Origin of the sequence: Paraburkholderia sp. SIMBA_027, assembly GCF_046535315.1 — a bacterium.
Classification (GTDB): Bacteria; Pseudomonadota; Gammaproteobacteria; order Burkholderiales; family Burkholderiaceae; genus Paraburkholderia; species Paraburkholderia tropica.
Genome location: NZ_JAWRWY010000012.1, coordinates 80,485 through 98,433, shown reverse-complemented (window position 1 = coordinate 98,433; position 17,949 = coordinate 80,485). Strand labels below are relative to the sequence as shown.

The 17,949-nt window shown below is 66.7% G+C and carries 16 protein-coding genes; 9 read left to right on the top strand and 7 right to left on the bottom strand.

All coding sequences use genetic code 11. The annotated features are described in order from the left end of the window. Positions 1–33: 33 nt before the first annotated feature. The 9 genes from SB764_RS22870 (at position 34) to SB764_RS22830 (ending at position 12,277) form a co-directional block, all read left to right on the top strand. Complete coding sequence (locus SB764_RS22870) at positions 34–1,113, top strand: ABC transporter ATP-binding protein (RefSeq protein ID WP_065062469.1); 1,080 nt, start codon at positions 34–36, stop codon at positions 1,111–1,113. Beyond that, a complete protein-coding gene (locus tag SB764_RS22865) occupies positions 1,100–1,972 on the top strand; it encodes an ABC transporter permease (RefSeq protein WP_074983511.1) in 873 nt (290 codons plus the stop codon). The genes SB764_RS22870 and SB764_RS22865 overlap by 14 nt, the downstream gene beginning before the upstream one ends. A 10-nt stretch (positions 1,973–1,982) precedes the next feature. Further along, positions 1,983–2,780, top strand: a complete 798-nt coding sequence (locus SB764_RS22860; protein WP_176079985.1) for an ABC transporter permease — start codon at positions 1,983–1,985, stop codon at positions 2,778–2,780. Beyond that, a complete protein-coding gene (locus SB764_RS22855) occupies positions 2,777–3,958 on the top strand; it encodes an NAD(P)/FAD-dependent oxidoreductase (protein WP_410865008.1) in 1,182 nt (393 codons plus the stop codon). Before SB764_RS22860 ends, SB764_RS22855 begins: the two co-directional genes overlap by 4 nt. Before the next feature lie 31 nt (positions 3,959–3,989). Next, positions 3,990–4,385 (top strand): (2Fe-2S)-binding protein, encoded by a 396-nt coding sequence (locus tag SB764_RS22850; RefSeq protein WP_410865006.1) that lies wholly within the window; start codon positions 3,990–3,992, stop codon positions 4,383–4,385. Next, entirely contained in the window at positions 4,375–5,814 is a 1,440-nt protein-coding gene (locus tag SB764_RS22845; RefSeq protein WP_410865004.1) for an FAD-dependent oxidoreductase, read from the top strand. The genes SB764_RS22850 and SB764_RS22845 overlap by 11 nt, the downstream gene beginning before the upstream one ends. Beyond that, on the top strand, positions 5,807–6,988 hold the full coding sequence (locus tag SB764_RS22840; protein ID WP_074983501.1) for an NAD(P)/FAD-dependent oxidoreductase: 1,182 nt from the start codon (positions 5,807–5,809) through the stop codon (positions 6,986–6,988). Before SB764_RS22845 ends, SB764_RS22840 begins: the two co-directional genes overlap by 8 nt. A gap of 58 nt (positions 6,989–7,046) precedes the next feature. Next, complete coding sequence (locus tag SB764_RS22835; RefSeq protein WP_410865002.1) at positions 7,047–7,406, top strand: RidA family protein; 360 nt, start codon at positions 7,047–7,049, stop codon at positions 7,404–7,406. Positions 7,407–8,017: 611 nt separating this feature from the next. Further along, complete coding sequence (locus SB764_RS22830; protein WP_410865000.1) at positions 8,018–12,277, top strand: autotransporter domain-containing protein; 4,260 nt, start codon at positions 8,018–8,020, stop codon at positions 12,275–12,277. 69 nt (positions 12,278–12,346) lie between these two features. Here the strand turns inward: SB764_RS22830 and SB764_RS22825 are convergent, their stop codons facing one another. The 7 genes from SB764_RS22825 to SB764_RS22795 all read right to left on the bottom strand — a co-directional run bounded on the left by SB764_RS22825 (position 12,347) and on the right by SB764_RS22795 (position 17,937). Then, positions 12,347–12,487, bottom strand: coding sequence for a hypothetical protein (locus SB764_RS22825; RefSeq protein WP_410864998.1), 141 nt, complete (start codon positions 12,485–12,487; stop codon positions 12,347–12,349). A gap of 166 nt (positions 12,488–12,653) precedes the next feature. After that, positions 12,654–13,679: an arginine N-succinyltransferase gene (astA, locus tag SB764_RS22820; RefSeq protein WP_410864996.1), complete on the bottom strand. Its 1,026-nt coding sequence runs from the start codon at positions 13,677–13,679 to the stop codon at positions 12,654–12,656. Between the two features lie 13 nt (positions 13,680–13,692). After that, positions 13,693–14,619, bottom strand: a complete 927-nt coding sequence (ctlX, locus tag SB764_RS22815) for a citrulline utilization hydrolase CtlX (protein WP_321904817.1) — start codon at positions 14,617–14,619, stop codon at positions 13,693–13,695. 189 nt (positions 14,620–14,808) lie between these two features. Continuing rightward, on the bottom strand, positions 14,809–15,696 hold the full coding sequence (locus tag SB764_RS22810) for an agmatinase family protein (RefSeq protein ID WP_410864993.1): 888 nt from the start codon (positions 15,694–15,696) through the stop codon (positions 14,809–14,811). An 85-nt stretch (positions 15,697–15,781) separates the two neighbouring features. After that, positions 15,782–16,546 (bottom strand): ABC transporter ATP-binding protein, encoded by a 765-nt coding sequence (locus SB764_RS22805; RefSeq protein ID WP_322007264.1) that lies wholly within the window; start codon positions 16,544–16,546, stop codon positions 15,782–15,784. A 12-nt stretch (positions 16,547–16,558) separates the two neighbouring features. After that, positions 16,559–17,251, bottom strand: coding sequence for an ABC transporter permease (locus tag SB764_RS22800; protein ID WP_410864991.1), 693 nt, complete (start codon positions 17,249–17,251; stop codon positions 16,559–16,561). Then, entirely contained in the window at positions 17,248–17,937 is a 690-nt protein-coding gene (locus SB764_RS22795; RefSeq protein ID WP_183039675.1) for an ABC transporter permease, read from the bottom strand. Before SB764_RS22795 ends, SB764_RS22800 begins: the two co-directional genes overlap by 4 nt. Positions 17,938–17,949: the final 12 nt, after the last annotated feature.

Sequence of the window (17,949 nt, the reverse complement as noted above, 5' to 3'; positions counted from 1 at the left end):
TCGTCTGGCCACGGCTTTTCAAGGACTGCGCGCATGAGCTTTCTCACCCTGCAAGGCATCTCGAAGCGCTACGGCGACTTCACGGCGATCGAGCAACTAGACCTCTCGGTCGAACGCGGCGAGTTTCTTTCGCTGCTCGGCCCCTCGGGCTGCGGCAAGACCACGACGTTGCAGATGATCGCGGGCTTCGTCGCGCCGAGCACCGGCCGCGTGACGCTCGACGGCCGCGACATCACGCAATTGCGGCCCGAAAAGCGCGGCATCGGCGTGGTGTTTCAAAGCTACGCGCTGTTTCCGCATATGACGGTGGCGGCCAACGTGGGCTTCGGGCTCGAAATGCGCAAGATGCCGCGCGCGCAACGTGCCGAACGCATTGCCGAAGCGCTCGCGCTCGTGCGCCTTTCCGGCCTCGACGCGCGTTATCCGAAGGAGCTGTCGGGCGGTCAGCGCCAGCGTGTGGCGATTGCGCGCGCCATTGCCATGCAGCCCGAACTGCTGCTGCTCGACGAACCGATGTCGAATCTCGACGCCAAGCTGCGCGAGGAAATGCACATCGAACTGCGCGCGATCCAGAAGCGGCTCGGCATCACGACCATTCTCGTCACGCACGATCAGGTCGAGGCGATGACGATGAGCGACCGCATCGCCGTCATGCATCGCGGCACCATTGCGCAACTGAGCACGCCGTTCGACGCCTACGAGCGCCCCGCGACGCCGTTCGCCTCCACCTTCCTCGGCCGCACCAACTCGCTCGCGGGCGAAGTGCTGCGCCGCAATCCGCGTTGCGCCGAAGTGGCCGTGGCGAGCACGACGCTGCATGTACCGCACGAAGGCCGCGAGGTCGCGGGATCGGTGCACGTCTATATCCGCCCCGAGAAAATGCGGCTCGCGAATGGCGATGCCGGCGACGCGCGCGTGCACGGCCGCATCGCCACGCGCGTGTTCGTCGGCAACCAGTGGCTGCTCGTCGTCGATACGGAGCTTGGGCGGCTGCACGTCGCGCAGTCGAACACGGGCGCGCCGCCGCCGGAAGAAGGTCACGAAGTGGGCCTCGCCTGGACCGACGACGATCTGCGCGTGCTCACGCGGGAGAGCGCTCATGGCCACGCTTGACGATCCGCGCGGCGGCGCCGCGCCCTGGCTGCTCTCCGCGCCCGCGCTCGTGCTGTTTCTCACACTGCTGCTCGCGCCGCTGCTGCTCACGCTGGTGCTGTCGTTTCATACCTTCAACGATCTCGCGGGCGTGCAGCGCGGCTGGACGATATCGAACTATCTCGAAGTCATCAGCGATCCTTACTATGGTGTGATCTTTCTGCGCACGGCGGGGCTCGCCTTCGCGGTCACGCTGCTCTCGATCGTCCTCGGCGTGCCCGAAACCATCGTGCTCGCGCGCATGCGCAAACCGTGGCAATCGATCTGCCTGCTGATCGTGCTCGGTCCGCTGCTGATTTCGGTGGTCGTGCGCACGCTCGGCTGGCAGATTCTGCTCGGCAACAACGGCGTGCTGAACAACGCGCTGCAAGCGCTGCACATCACCGACGAACCCGTGCGCCTCGTCTTCACGATGACCGGCACGATCATCGCGCTCACGCACGTGCTGGTGCCCTTCATGGTGATGTCGGTCTGGGCCACGCTGCAAAAGCTCGATCCGCAAGTGGAATGGGCTGGGCTCTCGCTCGGCGCGTCGCGCTGGCGCGTGTTCCGCCGCGTGGTGCTGCCGCAGATCCTGCCTGGCGTGCTTTCGGGTTCGATCATCGTGTTCGCGCTCTCGGCCTCGGCGTTCGCCACGCCCGCGCTGATCGGCGGACGCCGCCTCAAGGTGGTCGCCACCGCCGCCTACGACGAGTTCCTCGGCACGCTGAACTGGCCGCTGGGCGCGAGCATCGCGGTGCTGCTGCTGATCGCCAACGTGGCCATCGTGATGGGTTGCAGCCGTCTCGCCGAACGCCGCTTCAAGCACATCTTCGATTGAGGGAGACGCCATGCAACGCAACGGATTTCTCGGCCTCGCCTTCAACGCGCTGTTTCTGCTGTTTATCGTCGCGCCGCTCGCCGTGGTGATGCTGGTCGCGTTCACGGACAAGGGCTACATCTCGATGCCGTTCGACGGCGCCTCGCTGCGCTGGTTTCGCGCGATCCTCGACAACGCCGACATCGTCTCGGCGTTCTGGCTCTCGACGCGGCTCGCGTTCGCGGCGGCCACCATCGGCGTCGCGCTCGCGGTGCCCGCCGCGCTCGCCATCGCGCGCTATCGCTTTCCGGGCCGCGGCGCGCTCACGAGCTTCTTCCTCTCGCCGATGATGATTCCCGCCGTCGTGCTCGGCATCGCGTTTCTGCGCTTTCTTTCGCTGCTGCATCTGAGCGGTTCGTTCTGGGCGCTGGTCGCCGCGCATGTCGTGATCGTGCTGCCCTATGCGCTGCGCCTCGCGCTCTCGTCCGCGATCGGCCTCGACCGCGACGCCGAACGCGCGGCGCTCTCGTGCGGCGCGAGCCGCCTCACCGCGTTCCGCCGCGTGGTGCTGCCGATGATCCGCACGGGCGTCGCGGGCGGCTGGGTGCTCTCATTCATCCAGAGTTTCGACGAGCTGACCATGACCATTTTCGTCGCGACGCCCGGCACGACCACGCTGCCCGTCGCCATGTACAACCAGATCGCACAGACGATCGATCCGCTCGTCACCTCGGTGTCGGCGGTGCTGATCGTCGGCACGGTCGCGCTGATGCTGGTGCTCGACCGCATGGTCGGCCTGGACCGCATTTTGATCGGAGAAGCCCGATGACTCACACCCCCAGCGCCAGCCCCGACGTGCTCGTGATCGGCGGCGGCCTCGTGGGCTCCGCCGTCGCCTGGGGACTCGCGCGCGAGGGCGCGCGCGTGACCGTGCTCGACGAGGACGACGGCGGCTTTCGCGCCTCGCGCGGCAATTTTGGCCTCGTCTGGATTCAGGGCAAGGGCTATGGCCGCACGCCTTACGCGCGCTGGTCGCGCAGTTCGGCGGTGCGCTGGCCGCAACTCGCCGCCAGCCTGCTCGAAGACAGCGGCGTGGATGTCGCACTGCGCCAGCCAGGCGGCTTCCATATCTGCTTTTCGGATGCCGAACTGGCCGAGCGCCAGACGCGTCTCGCCGCACTGCAAGCCGAAATCGGCGATTACCCGTTCGAGCTGCTCGATCATCGCGAACTGCGCGAGCGGCTGCCGGGCATCGGCCCCGCCGTCGTCGGCGCGAGCTATTCGCCGATGGACGGCCACGTCAATCCGCTCAAGCTGCTGCGCGCGCTGCATACGTCGATGCAGCGGCGCGGCGTGCGGCTCGTCTCCGGCGCGCGCGCGCAGCGCATCGTGCCGGAGCGCGGCGGCTTCGCGGTCGAGAGCGCGGCGGGCACCTTTCGCGCGGGCCGTATCGTGCTCGCCGCGGGTCTCGGCAACCGCGCGCTCGCGCCGCAAGCGGGCCTGTTCGCGCCGGTTGCGCCCAATCGCGGCCAGGTGCTGGTGAGCGAGCGCGTCGCGCCGTTTCTGCGCTATCCGACCATCAACGTGCGGCAGACCGACGAAGGCACCGTGCAGTTCGGCGACTCGATGGAAGAAGCGGGCTTCGACGATCTCACGACGACGCCGATTCTCGCCGACATCGCGCGGCGCGGCGTGCGTGCGTTTCCGATGCTGCAACACGTGCGGCTCGTGCGCATGTGGGCGGCGCTGCGCGTCTACAGCCCCGACGGCTTTCCGATCTACGACGAATCGCCCGTGCATCCGGGCGCGTTCGTCGTGACCTGCCACAGCGGCGTGACACTCGCCGCCGCGCACGCGCTGCGCATCGCGCCGTGGATCACGGGCGCGCCGATGCCCGAGGAAGTGCCCGCGCTCTCGGCGCGCCGCTTTCCCGACGCACCGCGCGAGTGGGCCGCCGCCTTCGATGCCGCCGCGGCCGACGCGGCCCCGCGCGTAGCCGCGCTCTGACGCTTACTAGATATCGCTCACCGGATCCGCCATGACCGCCCGACCGACTCAATCGACTTCCTCGCTATTCAAACCGCTCGCAAACGCCGAAGCGCCCGTCGACATCTGGTTCAACGACGCGCCGCTGCGCGTCCCGGGCGGCCGCTCCGTCGCCGCCGCGCTGCTGGCCGCGGGCGTCGCGCGCTTTCGCTCGACGCCGGTTTCGGGCGCGCCGCGCGCACCCTACTGCATGATGGGCGCGTGCTTCGAATGCCTCGTCGAAATCGACGGCGTGCCCGCGCGCCAAAGCTGCATGGTCGAGGTGCGCGACGGCATGCGCATCCGCTCGCAGGAAGGCGCGCGCGATCTGCCGCCCGAAGTCGTGCAGGACGCCGCGCCCGCCGCCACACAAAACGCCGCTGCCCTGGAGAACGCTGATGGCCGTTGACCACACCGCATCGAGCGCTCAGCAAGCCGATCTTCATCGCGCCGAACCCGTCGATCTCGTCGTGGTCGGCGCGGGTCCGGCGGGCATGAGCGCCGCCACGCGTGCCGCGCGCGCGGGCCTGTCGGTCGTGATGATCGACGAACAGAACGCCGTCGGCGGGCAGATCTACCGCGCGATCGAACGCGCCGACGCGCGCCGCAAGGAGATCCTCGGCCCCGACTACGCGGCAGGCGCGGCCATCGCCGAGGACTTCGTGCGCTCGGGCGCGCGCCATCTGCCGGGCGCGACGGTCTGGCAGGTCACGCGCGAGCGCTCGGTCCACTACCTCAAGGACGGCAAGGTCGGCAGCTTCGCGGCGCAGCGCGTGATCCTCGCGAGCGGCGCACTCGAACGGCCCTTCCCGATTCCGGGCTGGACGCTGCCCGGCGTGCTCACGGCGGGCGCGGCGCAAATCCTCCTGAAAAGCGCGGGCGAAGTGCCCGCCGCGCCACCCGTGCTCGCGGGCTGCGGCCCGCTGCTTTATCTGCTCGGCTGGCAGTACGTGCGCGCGGGCGTGCCGATCCGCGCGCTCGTCGATACCACGCGTCACGAAGATCGCTGGCGCGCGAAGTCGCATCTGTTCGCGGCGTTGCGCGCGTGGCCGTTCCTGAGCAAAGGCCTGCAATTGCTGCGCACGTTGCGCGACGCGCGCGTGCCGATCTACGAAGGCGCCGACGATCTCGCGATCGAAGGCACGCTGGGTGCGGACGGCACGCAGCGCGCCGCCGCGCTCACCTTCACTTCGCAGGGCCGCGCGCAACGCATCGAAGCCGATGTGATCCTGCTGCATCAAGGCGTCGTGCCGAACACGCAGTTCACGCAGGCGCTGCGCGCGGCGCATCGCTGGGACCCCGCGCAACTCTGCTTCACGCCGCAGACCGACGCCTGGGGCGAACTCGACGTGCCCGGCATTTTCGTGGCCGGCGACGGCGCGGGCATCGGCGGCGCGCAGGCGGCCGCGCAAGAGGGTACGCTCGCCGCGCTTGCCGTCGCGTCGCAACTCGGCATGCTCGACACCGCCACGCGCGAGCGCGAAGCCCATGCGCACCGCGCGGCGCTCGCACGCGTGATGCGCATCCGTCCGTTTCTCGACAGCCTCTATCGTCCGCGCGACGCCAACCGCATTCCCGCCGACAGCACCATCGTCTGCCGCTGCGAGGAAGTGACGGCGGGCGAACTGCGCGGCTTCGTCGCGCTCGGCTGCGTCGGGCCGAATCAGGCGAAATCCTTCGGACGCTGCGGCATGGGACCGTGCCAGGGACGCCTGTGCGGCTTGACCGTGACGGAAGTGATCGCCGACGCCCGAAAGGTCCAGCCCGACGAAGTCGGCTACTACCGCATCCGTCCGCCGATCAAACCGATCACGCTCGGAGAACTCGCCGGTGAATGAGCAACCCGCCCGCGCGCAGCAGGAAGCCGATGTGCTCGTGATCGGCGGCGGCCTGCACGGCACCAGCAGCGCGTTCCATCTTGCGCGGCGCGGCGCGAGCGTGATCGTGCTCGAAGCCGATTACGTCGCGCGCCATTCGTCGGGCGTGAACGCGGGCGGCGTGCGCACGCTCGGCCGTCCGCTGCCCGAAATTCCCCTCGCGCTGCGCTCGCGCGAACTCTGGCACACGCTGCCCGAGTTGATCGGCGACGACGGCGGTTTCGTGCCCTCGGGCCAACTGAAGATCGCCGAAACCGACGCGGAACTCGACGAATGCCGCGAGCGCGTCGCGCTGCTGAACGCGCACGGCTTCACGCACGAAACGCTGATCGACCGCGAACGCGTGCTCGAACTCGAACCGGCGCTCGCACGACACGTGACGGGCGGCATCTGGGTCGAGCGCGACGGCTACGCGCTGCCGTATCGCACCACCACGGCGTTTCGGCTCGCCGCGCAGCGGCTGGGCGCGCGCTTTATCGAAGGCACGCCGGTCGCGCGCATCGAGCCGCACGGCGAACGCTGGCTCGCGCACACGCCGCGCGGCACCTTCGCGGCGCGCCAGCTGCTGGTGGCGGCGGGCGCGTGGTCGGGCGAACTCGCGCGCCAGGCGGGCGAGCCCGTGCCCGTGCATCCCGAAGGACTGATGCTGATGGTCACGCAGCGCGTTGCGCCGTTCTGCCGCGCGACGCTCGGCGCGACCGGACGGCCGCTCTCGTTCAAGCAATTCGACAACGGCACGGTCGTGATCGGCGGCAAGCTGATCGGTCACGCCGATCTGCCGGGTCGGCACGGCGAAGTCGATTTCATGCGGCTCGTGAAAAGCGCGCGGACCGTCGTCGATCTGTTTCCGCATCTGCGCGATCTGGGCGTGAACCGCGCGTGGGCGGGCGTCGAAGCGTTCACCGACGACGCGCTGCCGGTGATTTCCGCGAGCCGCACCGCGAGCGGCCTCTATTACTCGTTCGGCTATTGCGGCAGCGGATTTCAGCTTGGCCCGGCCTGCGGCCAGGTCGTAAGCGAACTCATGCTCGACGGCGCGCCTTCGGTGCCGCTCGACGCGTTCGCCATCGACCGGTTCGGGCGCGAAACACGCGAAGCGCCTTCGGCCGCCGTGGATCACGCGGCCACGCACTAGCCCGCACGTTCCCCATCATTCAACCGCGCTCGCGCAGCGCACAGGAGTCACTGCACCCATGTCCGATACCGAAATCGTCCGCATCGAAACCAGTCAGCGCATGAGCCGCGTCGTCAAGGCGGCGGGTCTCGTTTTCGTCGGCGGCCAGACGTCCGCCGATCCGACCGTCGACGTCAAGATTCAGACCGGGAGCGTGCTCGCGAAGATCGACGGCTTTCTCGCCCAGGCGGGCATCGACAAGTCGCGGCTCGTCTCGGCGCAAGTCTGGCTCGCCGATATCGGCCGCGATTTCGCGGGCATGAACGAAGTCTGGGACGCGTGGGTGACGCCCGGTCAAGCGCCCACGCGCGCGACCGTCGAAGCCCGGCTCGCCGCGCCGCATCTGCTCGTCGAAATCGCGGTGATCGCCGCGCAGTAGTGCCCGCAGTAGCGCCCGCAGTAGCGCCGTAACGCGCTGACGCGCTCTTCCATCGATCGGCTTCGCCACGAGGCCGATCCGCTTCGAATCCGGCACGCGCAAACGCTTGCGTGAGCCGGAATCCGCAGCCGCCTCTCATCCGCCCGTGTGCAACGCACGGGCGCGGCGGCTGTCACGAATCCTTCCCGCGCCCTCGCTCTACCTTCCCGCTCGCACGCGAAACTTTCTCCCTCGTAATACGTTGTAATCACAACCTTTCACATTACGTCACGGATCGGTCACATCCGCGTGGCTGAATAGCGCCCCAACGCGCTGCGCCAGGCTTTCACGCCTTACCGCCCGCCACGCCGCGCGTGCTTACAAGAAATATCTTCGTATCGAGAACCCGTGCCTCCGGCTGCAAGGAAGCTTGCACGGCCACGTCATCGACCAGCAGAGACGCAAAAGCGGATCGGCCCCGGCGCCCCGTGCAAGGACGGCGCCGCCTGCGCCGACTGCCCGCCTGTGTTTTCCCCCTGCCTGACTCGTGCGCTGGCCGCCACGCCCGGATTGGCCCGTCCACCACGGCGACGCGTCACGCGCGGCGTCGACAGAACGAGAAAAAGGCTGCGATGAATCACCTCTACCGTGTCGTTTTCAACCGCGCGCTGGGCGTCATGCAAGCGATCTCCGAGCACGGCCGCACGCGCGCCGGCGCGGGTCGCGCAACGTCGCGCAAGATCGGCAACGCCGCGCCCGCTGCATCGTGGCTCGACGCTCAGTCGCACACGCTGCGCAAGCAGCGCATCGCGCAGATCGTTGCGCTCGTCACGGCGGTGATCGCGCAAGGCCACGCCCACGCTGCCAGCACGACCGTCGTGATCTCCACCGATACGACCAGCTCGCAGAACCTCGCTGCCAACGGCACGGTCACCGTCAACGCGGGCGTCACGCTCAACGTGAGCGACGGCAGCAACGCGATCGCCGTGAAGGGCACCGGCACCATCACGAACAACGGCACGATCGAGGAAACCGGCACCGTTGCCGCGGGCACGGACGGCCGCGCGATCCGCGACAAGTCGGACCCGCTCACGCTCACGATCGTCAACAACGGCACAATCTCGGCCGCCGACGACGACGCGATCCAGATGCAGTACAGCGACAACAGCGTCAAGCTCAGCAACTACGGCAAGATCATTTCGTACAACGCGAGCGAAGGCGGCGCGCAGGCGATCGACTTCAATGCGATCACCACCGGCACGAACTCGGTCTACAACGGCGCGGGCGCGCTGATCCAGGCGTACGAAGCCGACGCCGTGCGGCCCGGCGTGAACGGCACCATCGACAACGCGGGCACGATCTACGCGTACAACGCGGCGGCCACCATCGACGACGGCAGCGACGGTATCGACGCGCAAACCAACACGGGCGTCGTCGTCACCAACGAAGCCACGGGCCTGATCGAAGGCGCGCGTCACGGCATCACGGGCGGCAATACCGACGTGACCACCTCCGGCGCGTACACGCTCTCGGTCACCAACGCCAAAGGCGGCGTGATCCAGGGCGACGACGGCTCGGGCATCAACATCGACGGCTTCAACGCGAACGAAGTGGTGACGGTCAAGAACGACGGCACGATCACGGGCAACGGCCGCACCGCGGACGGCGACGGCGTGGACGTCGACGGCATCGTCAACATGACGAACACCGGCACGATCCAGTCGCTGCACGCAAACGGCGACACCAGCGAAGGCGTGACCGTGGGCGGCGGCACGATCATCAACTCGGGGACGATCGCGGGCTACAACTCGGCGACCAACGACATCGACGGTTCGCCCAACGCGGGTCTCGGCCGCGGCATCACGCTCGCGGGCCTCGACAAGGACCCGACCACGGGCGACCCCATCGCCACGCAAGGCATTTACGCCGACACGGTGATCGACAACAGCGGGCTGATTTACGGCCAGAGCGCGGGGGCGATTACGGTCACGGGCGCGGCCAACGCGTTCACGGTGTCGATCACGAACGAGGCCGCGGGCACGCTCGAATCGGGCGGCACGGAGGCCGTGGTCTCGACGGGCGGCAACGACGCGACCATCGTCAACTACGGCACGATCCGCGCCGACGACTCGGGCAAGGCCATCGACCTCGGCAGCGGCGACAGTGCCGTGCAGATCCTCGGCGGCGCGGCCTCCGTCACGGGCGACATGGACGGCGGCACCGGCACCAGCACGCTGACGATGTCGCCGGGCTCGGGCAATGCCTTCACGTACAGCGGCGCGATTTCGAACTTCTCGGCGGTGACGGTCGGCGCGGGCACGGTCTCGCTCTCGGGCACGAACACGTACGCGGGCGCGACCGCCATCGCGGGCGGCGCGACGCTCGCGCTCACCGGCACGGGCAGCCTCGCCCAATCGGCGGTGACCGCGAACGGCACGCTCGATATTTCCGGCACGACGTCGGGTTCGTCGATCGCGAGTCTTTCGGGCACCGGCACGGTCAACCTCGGCGGCCAGACGCTCACGCTGACCAATGCGAGCGGCACGTTCAGCGGCTCGATTTCGGGCACGGGCGGCCTCACCATCGCGAGCGGCACGCAAACGCTCACGGGCGTGAGCACCTACACGGGCACGACGCTGATCCAGACGGGCGCGACGCTCATCCTCTCCGACTCGGGCGACATCATCATCGCGAACGTGGTCAACAACGGCACGCTGCAGGTGGAAGGCACGCTCGGCAATCTCTCGGGCACCGGCACCGTGTCGGTCGGCAGCGGCGGCGTGACGCTCTCGGGCGGCAGTTTCGGCGGCACGGTGGCGGGCAGCGGCGCGGTCACGGTGACGGGCAGCGAAACGCTCTCGGGCGCGAGCACGTACACAGGCGCGACGTCGATCACGAACGGCTCCACGCTGGCGCTCACGGGCAGCGGCAGCATTGCGGCGTCGAGCGGTGTGACCAACGCGGGCACACTCGACATTTCGGGCACGACGTCAGGCGCGTCGATCACGACGCTGTCGGGCAGCGGCGCGGTCGCGCTCGGCGCGAAAACGCTCACGCTTACTAACGCCGCCGATACGTACGGCGGCGTGATCGGCGGCACGGGCGGCGTGAACGTGAACGGCGGCACGGAAACGCTCACGGCCGCGAACACCTACAGCGGCGGCACCGTCATCGGCACGGGCGCCACGCTCGCACTCTCCGGCGCGGGCAGCATCGCGGCGTCGAGCGGCGTGACCACGAACGGCACGCTCGATATCTCGTCGACGACGTCCGGCGCCACGCTGCAAAATATTTCGGGATCCGGAACAGTCAGTCTCGGCGCACGCACGCTCACGCTCGCCAACGCGAACGGCACCTATGGCGGCAGCTTCACCGGCACCGGCGCGATCGTCAAGCAAGGCAGCGGCTCGCTGATCCTCAACGGCAACAGCAGCACGTTCAAGGGCACCACCGAAGTGAATGCGGGCCTGCTCGAAGTGGGCGATATCGACAACGCCACGGCCGTGCTCGGCGGCGATGCGAGCGTCGACGCCGCGGGCACGCTGCGCGGCCACGGCACGGTGGCGGGCAGCGTGACCAACGACGGCACGGTCGAACCGGGTGGCTCGATCGGCACGCTCACAATCGGCGGCAACTATACGCAGGCGTCGAGCGCGACGCTCGCCATCGAAGTGAACCCGAGCGCCGCGTCGCAACTCGCGGTCAACGGCAAGGCCACGCTCAACGGCGTGCTGGCCATCACCTACGATCCGGGCACCTACTCGGCGCACACGTACACGCTCGTTTCGGCGACGGGCGGCGTGAGCGGCACGTTCAGCAGCGTCACGAGCACGGGCCAGTCGAATATCGGCACGCTCGCTTCGGCGGTGACGTATGGCGCGAACGACGTCGAACTCGTGCTCTCGGGGACGAACACCGGCACGACCGTCGTCGCACCGACCAACACGAGCATTTACACGGCCACGGGCACCTCGGCGATTCTGGCCGCCCAGGCGCAAAGCGCGGCGCTGCTCGGCCGCCTCGGCAATGCCGCGATGAATGGCGCGTCGAATGGTTCGACGGCAAGCGCCGGCAATCCGGCGGGCTGGATCACGGCCACGGGCATCCAGACCAAGGTGGGCGGCACCGGCGGCGCGCCGGGCTTCCAGGCCGACCGCTACGGTTTCCTCGCGGGCCTCGAACAGACGCTCGGCGCGTACACGGCGGGCGTCGCGGTGGGTTACGACCACAGCGACATCGACGAATCGAACACGGGCGACTCGGGCACCACGGACACGCTGCGCGCCGCACTCTACGGCGGCCGCGCATTCGGTGCCGTGAATCTGGGCGCCACGCTCGGATTCGGGCTCGACTTCCTCTCGCAGAAACGCCCGTTTGGCTCGATCGGCACCGCCGAAGGCGATCACATGGGCGAGGAATTCAACGTGGGCGGCCAGGCCAGTTTGCCGATGACGCTCGGCAGCTTCACGGTGACGCCGCGCGTCGGTCTGCGCTATGCATATTTCCACGCCAACGATTTCAGCGAGAGCGGCGCGGGCGGCCAGGATCTGGCCGTGGGCAGCGACAACGTGCGCAGCCTGCAACCGTATGTGGGCGTGACCGTCGATCGCGCATTCGGCGATGCGCTGCGGCCCGTGAACGCACAATTGCGCATCGGCTACGCGCATGAACTGCTCGACGCGAACCGCGCCGTGAGCGTGGCCGCGAGCGACGGCACGCTATTCACCGCGCCCGGCACGAGCCTGCCGCGCGGCTATTTCACGGCGGGCGCGGGCGTGACGCTGCATCCGCGCAAGAACCTGACCGTGTCGCTGAGTTACGACGCGCTGATCAACACGACGCATGCCTCGGCGCAACAGGGCGAGGTGCGCGTGGGTTATCAGTTCTGGTGAGCTGAAGCGTAAAGTGTCGCGCCGTTCGCGTGTGAATGCGGACGGCGCGTGCGCTTTAGTTGGACCGCTTCATCGCCAGCCGGTCAGGCGCAGCAGACGGGCGAACAAACCGCGCTCGCGTGGTGGCCCGAAAGTCTCGAACTCAATCTGCTCGGGTTCATCGGAAAGCAGCAGCAACATTTCGGGCGTCGTCAAAAACGAACGGAACATGAGTTTCTCCTTCGGGCTTCAAACGGATTCACGTTTCATGTCGATGCAGACGCAAAAAGCGCGCCACCCGTGCATGCCCGGCTCGCCCTAACGGACAAGGCGCGGACAAGGCGCGGACAGCGCACGTAAAAGCGCGCCTTCCGCCCCTTTGCACCGTTTGAGCGCATCACGCACAGGCAGCGGGCGCGGGGCGCAAACCCACGGTACGCACCGCGCCCATTTCCGCTACATTCAACGTCTCCAGCAAGGCCGAGCGATGCGCACGCATCGACCCGCCGACCTGCGCCTTCGTCACACGAAACGCGTCGAGCGCATCGTTCGCGATCAACAGTGTTTGCGTCGGCTGCGCCATCACATCGTCAATTGATTGCCGCCGAGTTTCGCGCACGATACGCAATCGATCGATATCGCCCTGCAAGGTCGCGCCGCCATCGAAAATATCGACGTAATCGGCAAAACGCAGTCCTTCCGATTCGAGCAACGCGCGCGCAGGCGCAGTCTGCACATGCACTTCACCGACCACTGCGCGCGCCTCGCGCGACAACAGCGCCATATAGAGCGGATGACGCGGCATCAATTCGGCGATGATCGACTTGCGGCCCAAACCGACGAGGCGATCCGCTTCGGCGAACTCCATGCGAAAGAACGGCCGGCACACGGCGTCCCAGAATGGCGAGCGTCCGCGCGCATCGGTGACGCCGCGCATTTCGGCCACGAGCGTCTGCGTGAAGCGTTCGCGAAACGCCGCGATAAACATGAAACGCGCCTTCGACAGCAGCGCGCCATTGCCGTCGCGCCGATACTCCGGCGCGAGAAACAGCGTGCACAATTCACTGTGCCCCGTGTGATCGTTCGACAGAAAGAGCGCCGACGCGTCGCTGCTCACGCCCACGCCGCGCGACGTATGCAGATAACGCCCGATGCGATAGTTGTACCAGGGCGCGTCGAGCCCCACCGCCGCTTCGATGCCCGAGACGCCCGCCACGCGCGCATCGAGCGTGTCTTCGAGCACGAACAGATAGCCTTGCTGCGCGAGCGGCAATGTGCCCGCGAGCGTCTGCACGCTGCGCTCGATGCGTGCCTCGATCATCGCGAAATCGGGCATGAACGACGTCATGCCCACGCCTGCACTGCGCGCGAGCGCGAGCAACGCGGGCGCGTCGCCGGCTTGCGCCATCCGTACCATCATCATGATCGCGCTCCGTTCATGCGCGCGCCGTGGGCGCGAAAACTTCGGCGAGCATGCAGCGCGCGCTGCCGCCGCCCACGTGCTCGATGGTGGCGATATCGACCACGACAGGCGTCGCGTGCGCTTCGATCGTCGCGCGCTGCATGACGTCGAGCGACGCCCACGCGGTGCGCGACATCACCAGCATCGGCGCGCCGTCGCCGTCGCGCAGTTCGAGCATGTTGCCCGCGAACGCCGCCAGTTGCGCGCCGCTCAGTTCGATCACGTGCTTGCCTGCCGCGCGCAAACTGGCCAGCACGTCGCGGCGCGCCTGCACGTCGGTGATCGCATCGAGACACACGCCCGCGAGCGCCGTGCCAATCCACATCATGACGTTGGTGTGATAGATGGGCGCGCCGCGCGCGTCAACGGCATCGAAAACGATCGTCTCGTAGCCGAGCCATTGCGTAAGCGCATCGAGCACCTGCTGATGCGTACGCGGCGAACGGCACGCATAGCAGCGCCGCGTATCGCGATCGAACACCACGCTGCCGGTGCCTTCGAGAAAAACGGCTTCGCGCTCGTAGCCGCTCAGATCGACCGTGACCGGCCATTGCGCATGCCGCGCCAGCGCGCCGAGCACCGGACCGTGCCGCTCCTCGCGGCGATTCGGCGCGCGCATCGGATACAGCACGAGCGAACCGTCCGCATGCGACGACCACCAGTTGTTCGGAAAGATCGAGTCGGGCGTGGGCGGATCGAGCGTGTCGTCGACCACGAGCACGTTGATGCGGCGCGCGCGCAAGGCATCGACATAAGCCTCGAATTCCGCGAGCGCCGCGCGATGCACGCCGTCACGCTGCGGCGCATCGTGCTGGAAGAGATTGTCGCGCGCGGTTTCCGGATTGAACGCGAAACACGCGGGGCGCACCATCAGGACAGTATCGGTGGTTTGTTGAGACATGGCGGAGCGGAAAATTAATTTGGAATCCAGATCGTTATGCGATCCACGATCCGATTATTCTTCCAGATACCGCGTGCGGATCATTGCGATTTCGCCGTCCGCCACGCCCCTTCCCTGCCGTTATCGCGCGCTTGTTCAGCCGATTCGGCTGCGCTTTTATACGCTTGTATGCGCGCGAATTCACGCACCTTAGCGGCGCTGACTGCCGTAGACGGAGAACGAAAACGCCAGATAAGCCGCGAGCGTGGAAGTCATGTCGCCGACATCGGTGGTCGGATTCACTTCCGTGATTGCCATCGCCACGCAATGCGGCGCCAGCATTTCCACCATTTCGAGCGCTTCAGCCGAGCTGATGCCGCCGGGTTCGTGCGCGCCAGCGCCCGGTGCGTAAGCCGGATCGATCGCGTCGATATCGAACGAGAGGAAGATATGATCCGCGCCCTGCGTGCGCGCGAGAATGCGTTCGACCGTGGCTGCGGGACCGAGCTTGAGTACCTCGCGCGCCGATAGATGCACGAGGTCGTTATCGTGCTTGAAGCGGCCGGAAGCCGGAAAATTGAAATGTCGCTCGCAAACCTGAATGCACTGGCGCGCGTCGATGCGATCGAGCTCCAGCGCGCGACGCATGCCGCTCGACTGGCTGTAACGGCCTTGCGCCTCGCTCGAATCCATGAGGTCCAGATGCGCGTCGAAGTGCACAATCGCGATCTTGCCCGGCAGTGCGTCGTGCACGCCCTTCGCAACCGGATAGAGCAGGCTGTCGTCGCCGCCGATCACAATCGGCATGCGGCCGTTGCCGAGCGATTCGCGCACCGCCGCCTCGGTCGCTGCGAACGTCGCCAGCGTATCGTTCGACACCGCCACATCGCCACGATCGACGAGCAGGTTTTCGCCGACTTCGAAAAAATCATCGGTTTCGAGGCAATAGACCTTGCCATCCTGAATGCGCATATTGATCCAGCGCGCGGCATTTCGGACGCGCTCGGGCGCGTAGCGCGAGCCCGGATAGCCGAGCGACGACTCGCCGTCGAACGGCACGCCCCAGAGATCGCACTGCTTGAAACGTTGGGAGGACATGACGGAAACTCCTTAAAAAATAGCGTGCTTGCAGCCCGGTGCTGCACGCAATACAGACGCGATGTTCACGCGATGGCGGCACGACTCACTTGAGCGCGCCGCTCAGAAACTGACGCAGCCGCTCGCTGCGCGGCGACGCGAGTACGCTGTGCGGATCGCCGCTTTCCTCGACGCGCCCCTGGTGCAGAAACACCACCTTGTTCGAGACCTGGCGCGCGAAACCCATTTCGTGGGTCACGACAATCATCGTGCGCTGTTCGGCGGCGAGATCGCGCATCACACGCAGCACTTCGCCGACGAGTTCGGGATCGAGCGCCGAAGTCGGTTCGTCGAATAGCAGCACGTCGGGCTCCACGGCCAGCGCACGCGCAATCGCCACGCGCTGCTGCTGTCCGCCGGAAAGATGCGCGGGCCACGCCGCGCGCTTCTCGTAGAGGCCCACGCGCTGAAGATAATGTTCCGCGCGCTCCACCGCCTCCTGACGTTTCACACCGAGCACGCGCATTGGCGCTTCAATGAGGTTTTGCAGCACGGTCATATGCGGCCACAAATTGAAGTGCTGAAACACCATCGCGAGACGCGTGCGGACGGCACGCAATTGCGCCTTATCGGCGCTTTCGAGATCGCCTTGGGCGTTGCGGCGCAGTTTCAGCTCCGCGCCGTTGACGTAAATTCGCCCTTCGCTTGGCTGTTCGAGCAGATTGCAGCAACGCAGCAAGGTGCTTTTTCCCGAGCCGCTGGAACCGATGATGCTAATAACGTCGCCACGTTCGGCACGTAGCGACACGCTGTCGAGCACCGTATGCGTGCCGAAGCGCTTGCCGATTCTGTCGATCAACAACGGAGACATGAATGCCGTTCCTCAATGCGCACGCGGCGCAAGATGCCGCAACCAGCGAGATTCGGCGAGTCGAAAAAGACGCGTGAGCGCAAGCGTGAGCACGAGATACAAAGCGCCCGCCGTCACATACGGCTCGAACGAGATGTAGTAATTCATGCTGACGTAGCGCGCCACGCCCGTGATATCGAGCAGCGTGACAGTGCTGGCGATCGACGTGGCCTGCAACATCATGATGACTTCGTTGCTGTATTGCGAAAGCGCGGCGCGCAACATCGACGGCAATACGATGCGCCGATACACCAGCGCGCGGCTCATGCCGAAACTTTGCGCCGCTTCCACTTCGCCGTGATGCACGGTGCGGATCGCGCCCGCGAAGATCTCGGTGCTATAGGCGGTGGTGTTGAGCACGAACGCGAAGATCGCGCAGAACGTGGCGTTCGAAAACCACGGCCAGACCGACGAATCGCGCATCCACGCGAATTGCGCGAGCCCGTAATAGACGATGAAAAGCTGCACGAGCAGCGGCGTACCGCGCATGACGAGCGTGTAGCCCGCAACCGGCCACGCGACCCAGCGATTGCGCGACACGCGGGCGATCGCCAGCAACACCGCGATCACGAAACTGATTAACACCGAAGCACATACGAGCCAGAGCGTGAGCAGCAGGCCGTGCAGGAACATCGGCGCGTTGAGCCAGATAAGATCCCAGTTCATGCGCGCACCTCGCGTGCGCCGACGGCGAAACGACGCCCCACATAATGCAGCGCGATCAGCGAAACGATCGTCACGATCAGATAGAACACGCCCGCCAGCACGTAGAACGTGAACGGTTCGCGCGTGGCTTCCGCTGCGCCGCGCGCGCGGAACATCAGATCGTGCAAACCGATCAGCGACACCAGCGCCGTGCCCTTCACGAGCACGAGCCAGTTATTGGTGAAACCGGGAATCGCCAGACGTACCATCTGCGGCAACAAAATGCGGCGATACACCTGCCACGCGGTCATGCCGTAGGCGTAGCCCGCTTCGGACTGACCGCGCGCAATACGCTGGAGCGCGCCGCGAAACGTCTCGGTCATATACGCGCCGAAAATCAGTCCGAGCGTGAGCGTGCCCGCAACGAAAGGATTCAATTCGAAATTGGCGTCGCTGCCGAGCGCGGTGAGCATCTGATTGATCGCGCCCGGCAAGCTGTAAAACACGATGAACATGATGACGAGATCCGGAATACCTCGCACCACCGTCGTATAGAGCGTGGCCAACCACACCACGCGTGGCTTGCCCGACAGTTTGGCGAGCGCGCCGATCATGCCGAACGCGGTGGCGAGCACGATGGAAGCGAACGCCAGCGCGAGCGTCACCGTACCGGCTGCCAGGACCGAGCGTGTGTATTCCGCAATCATGGTCTGAATGAA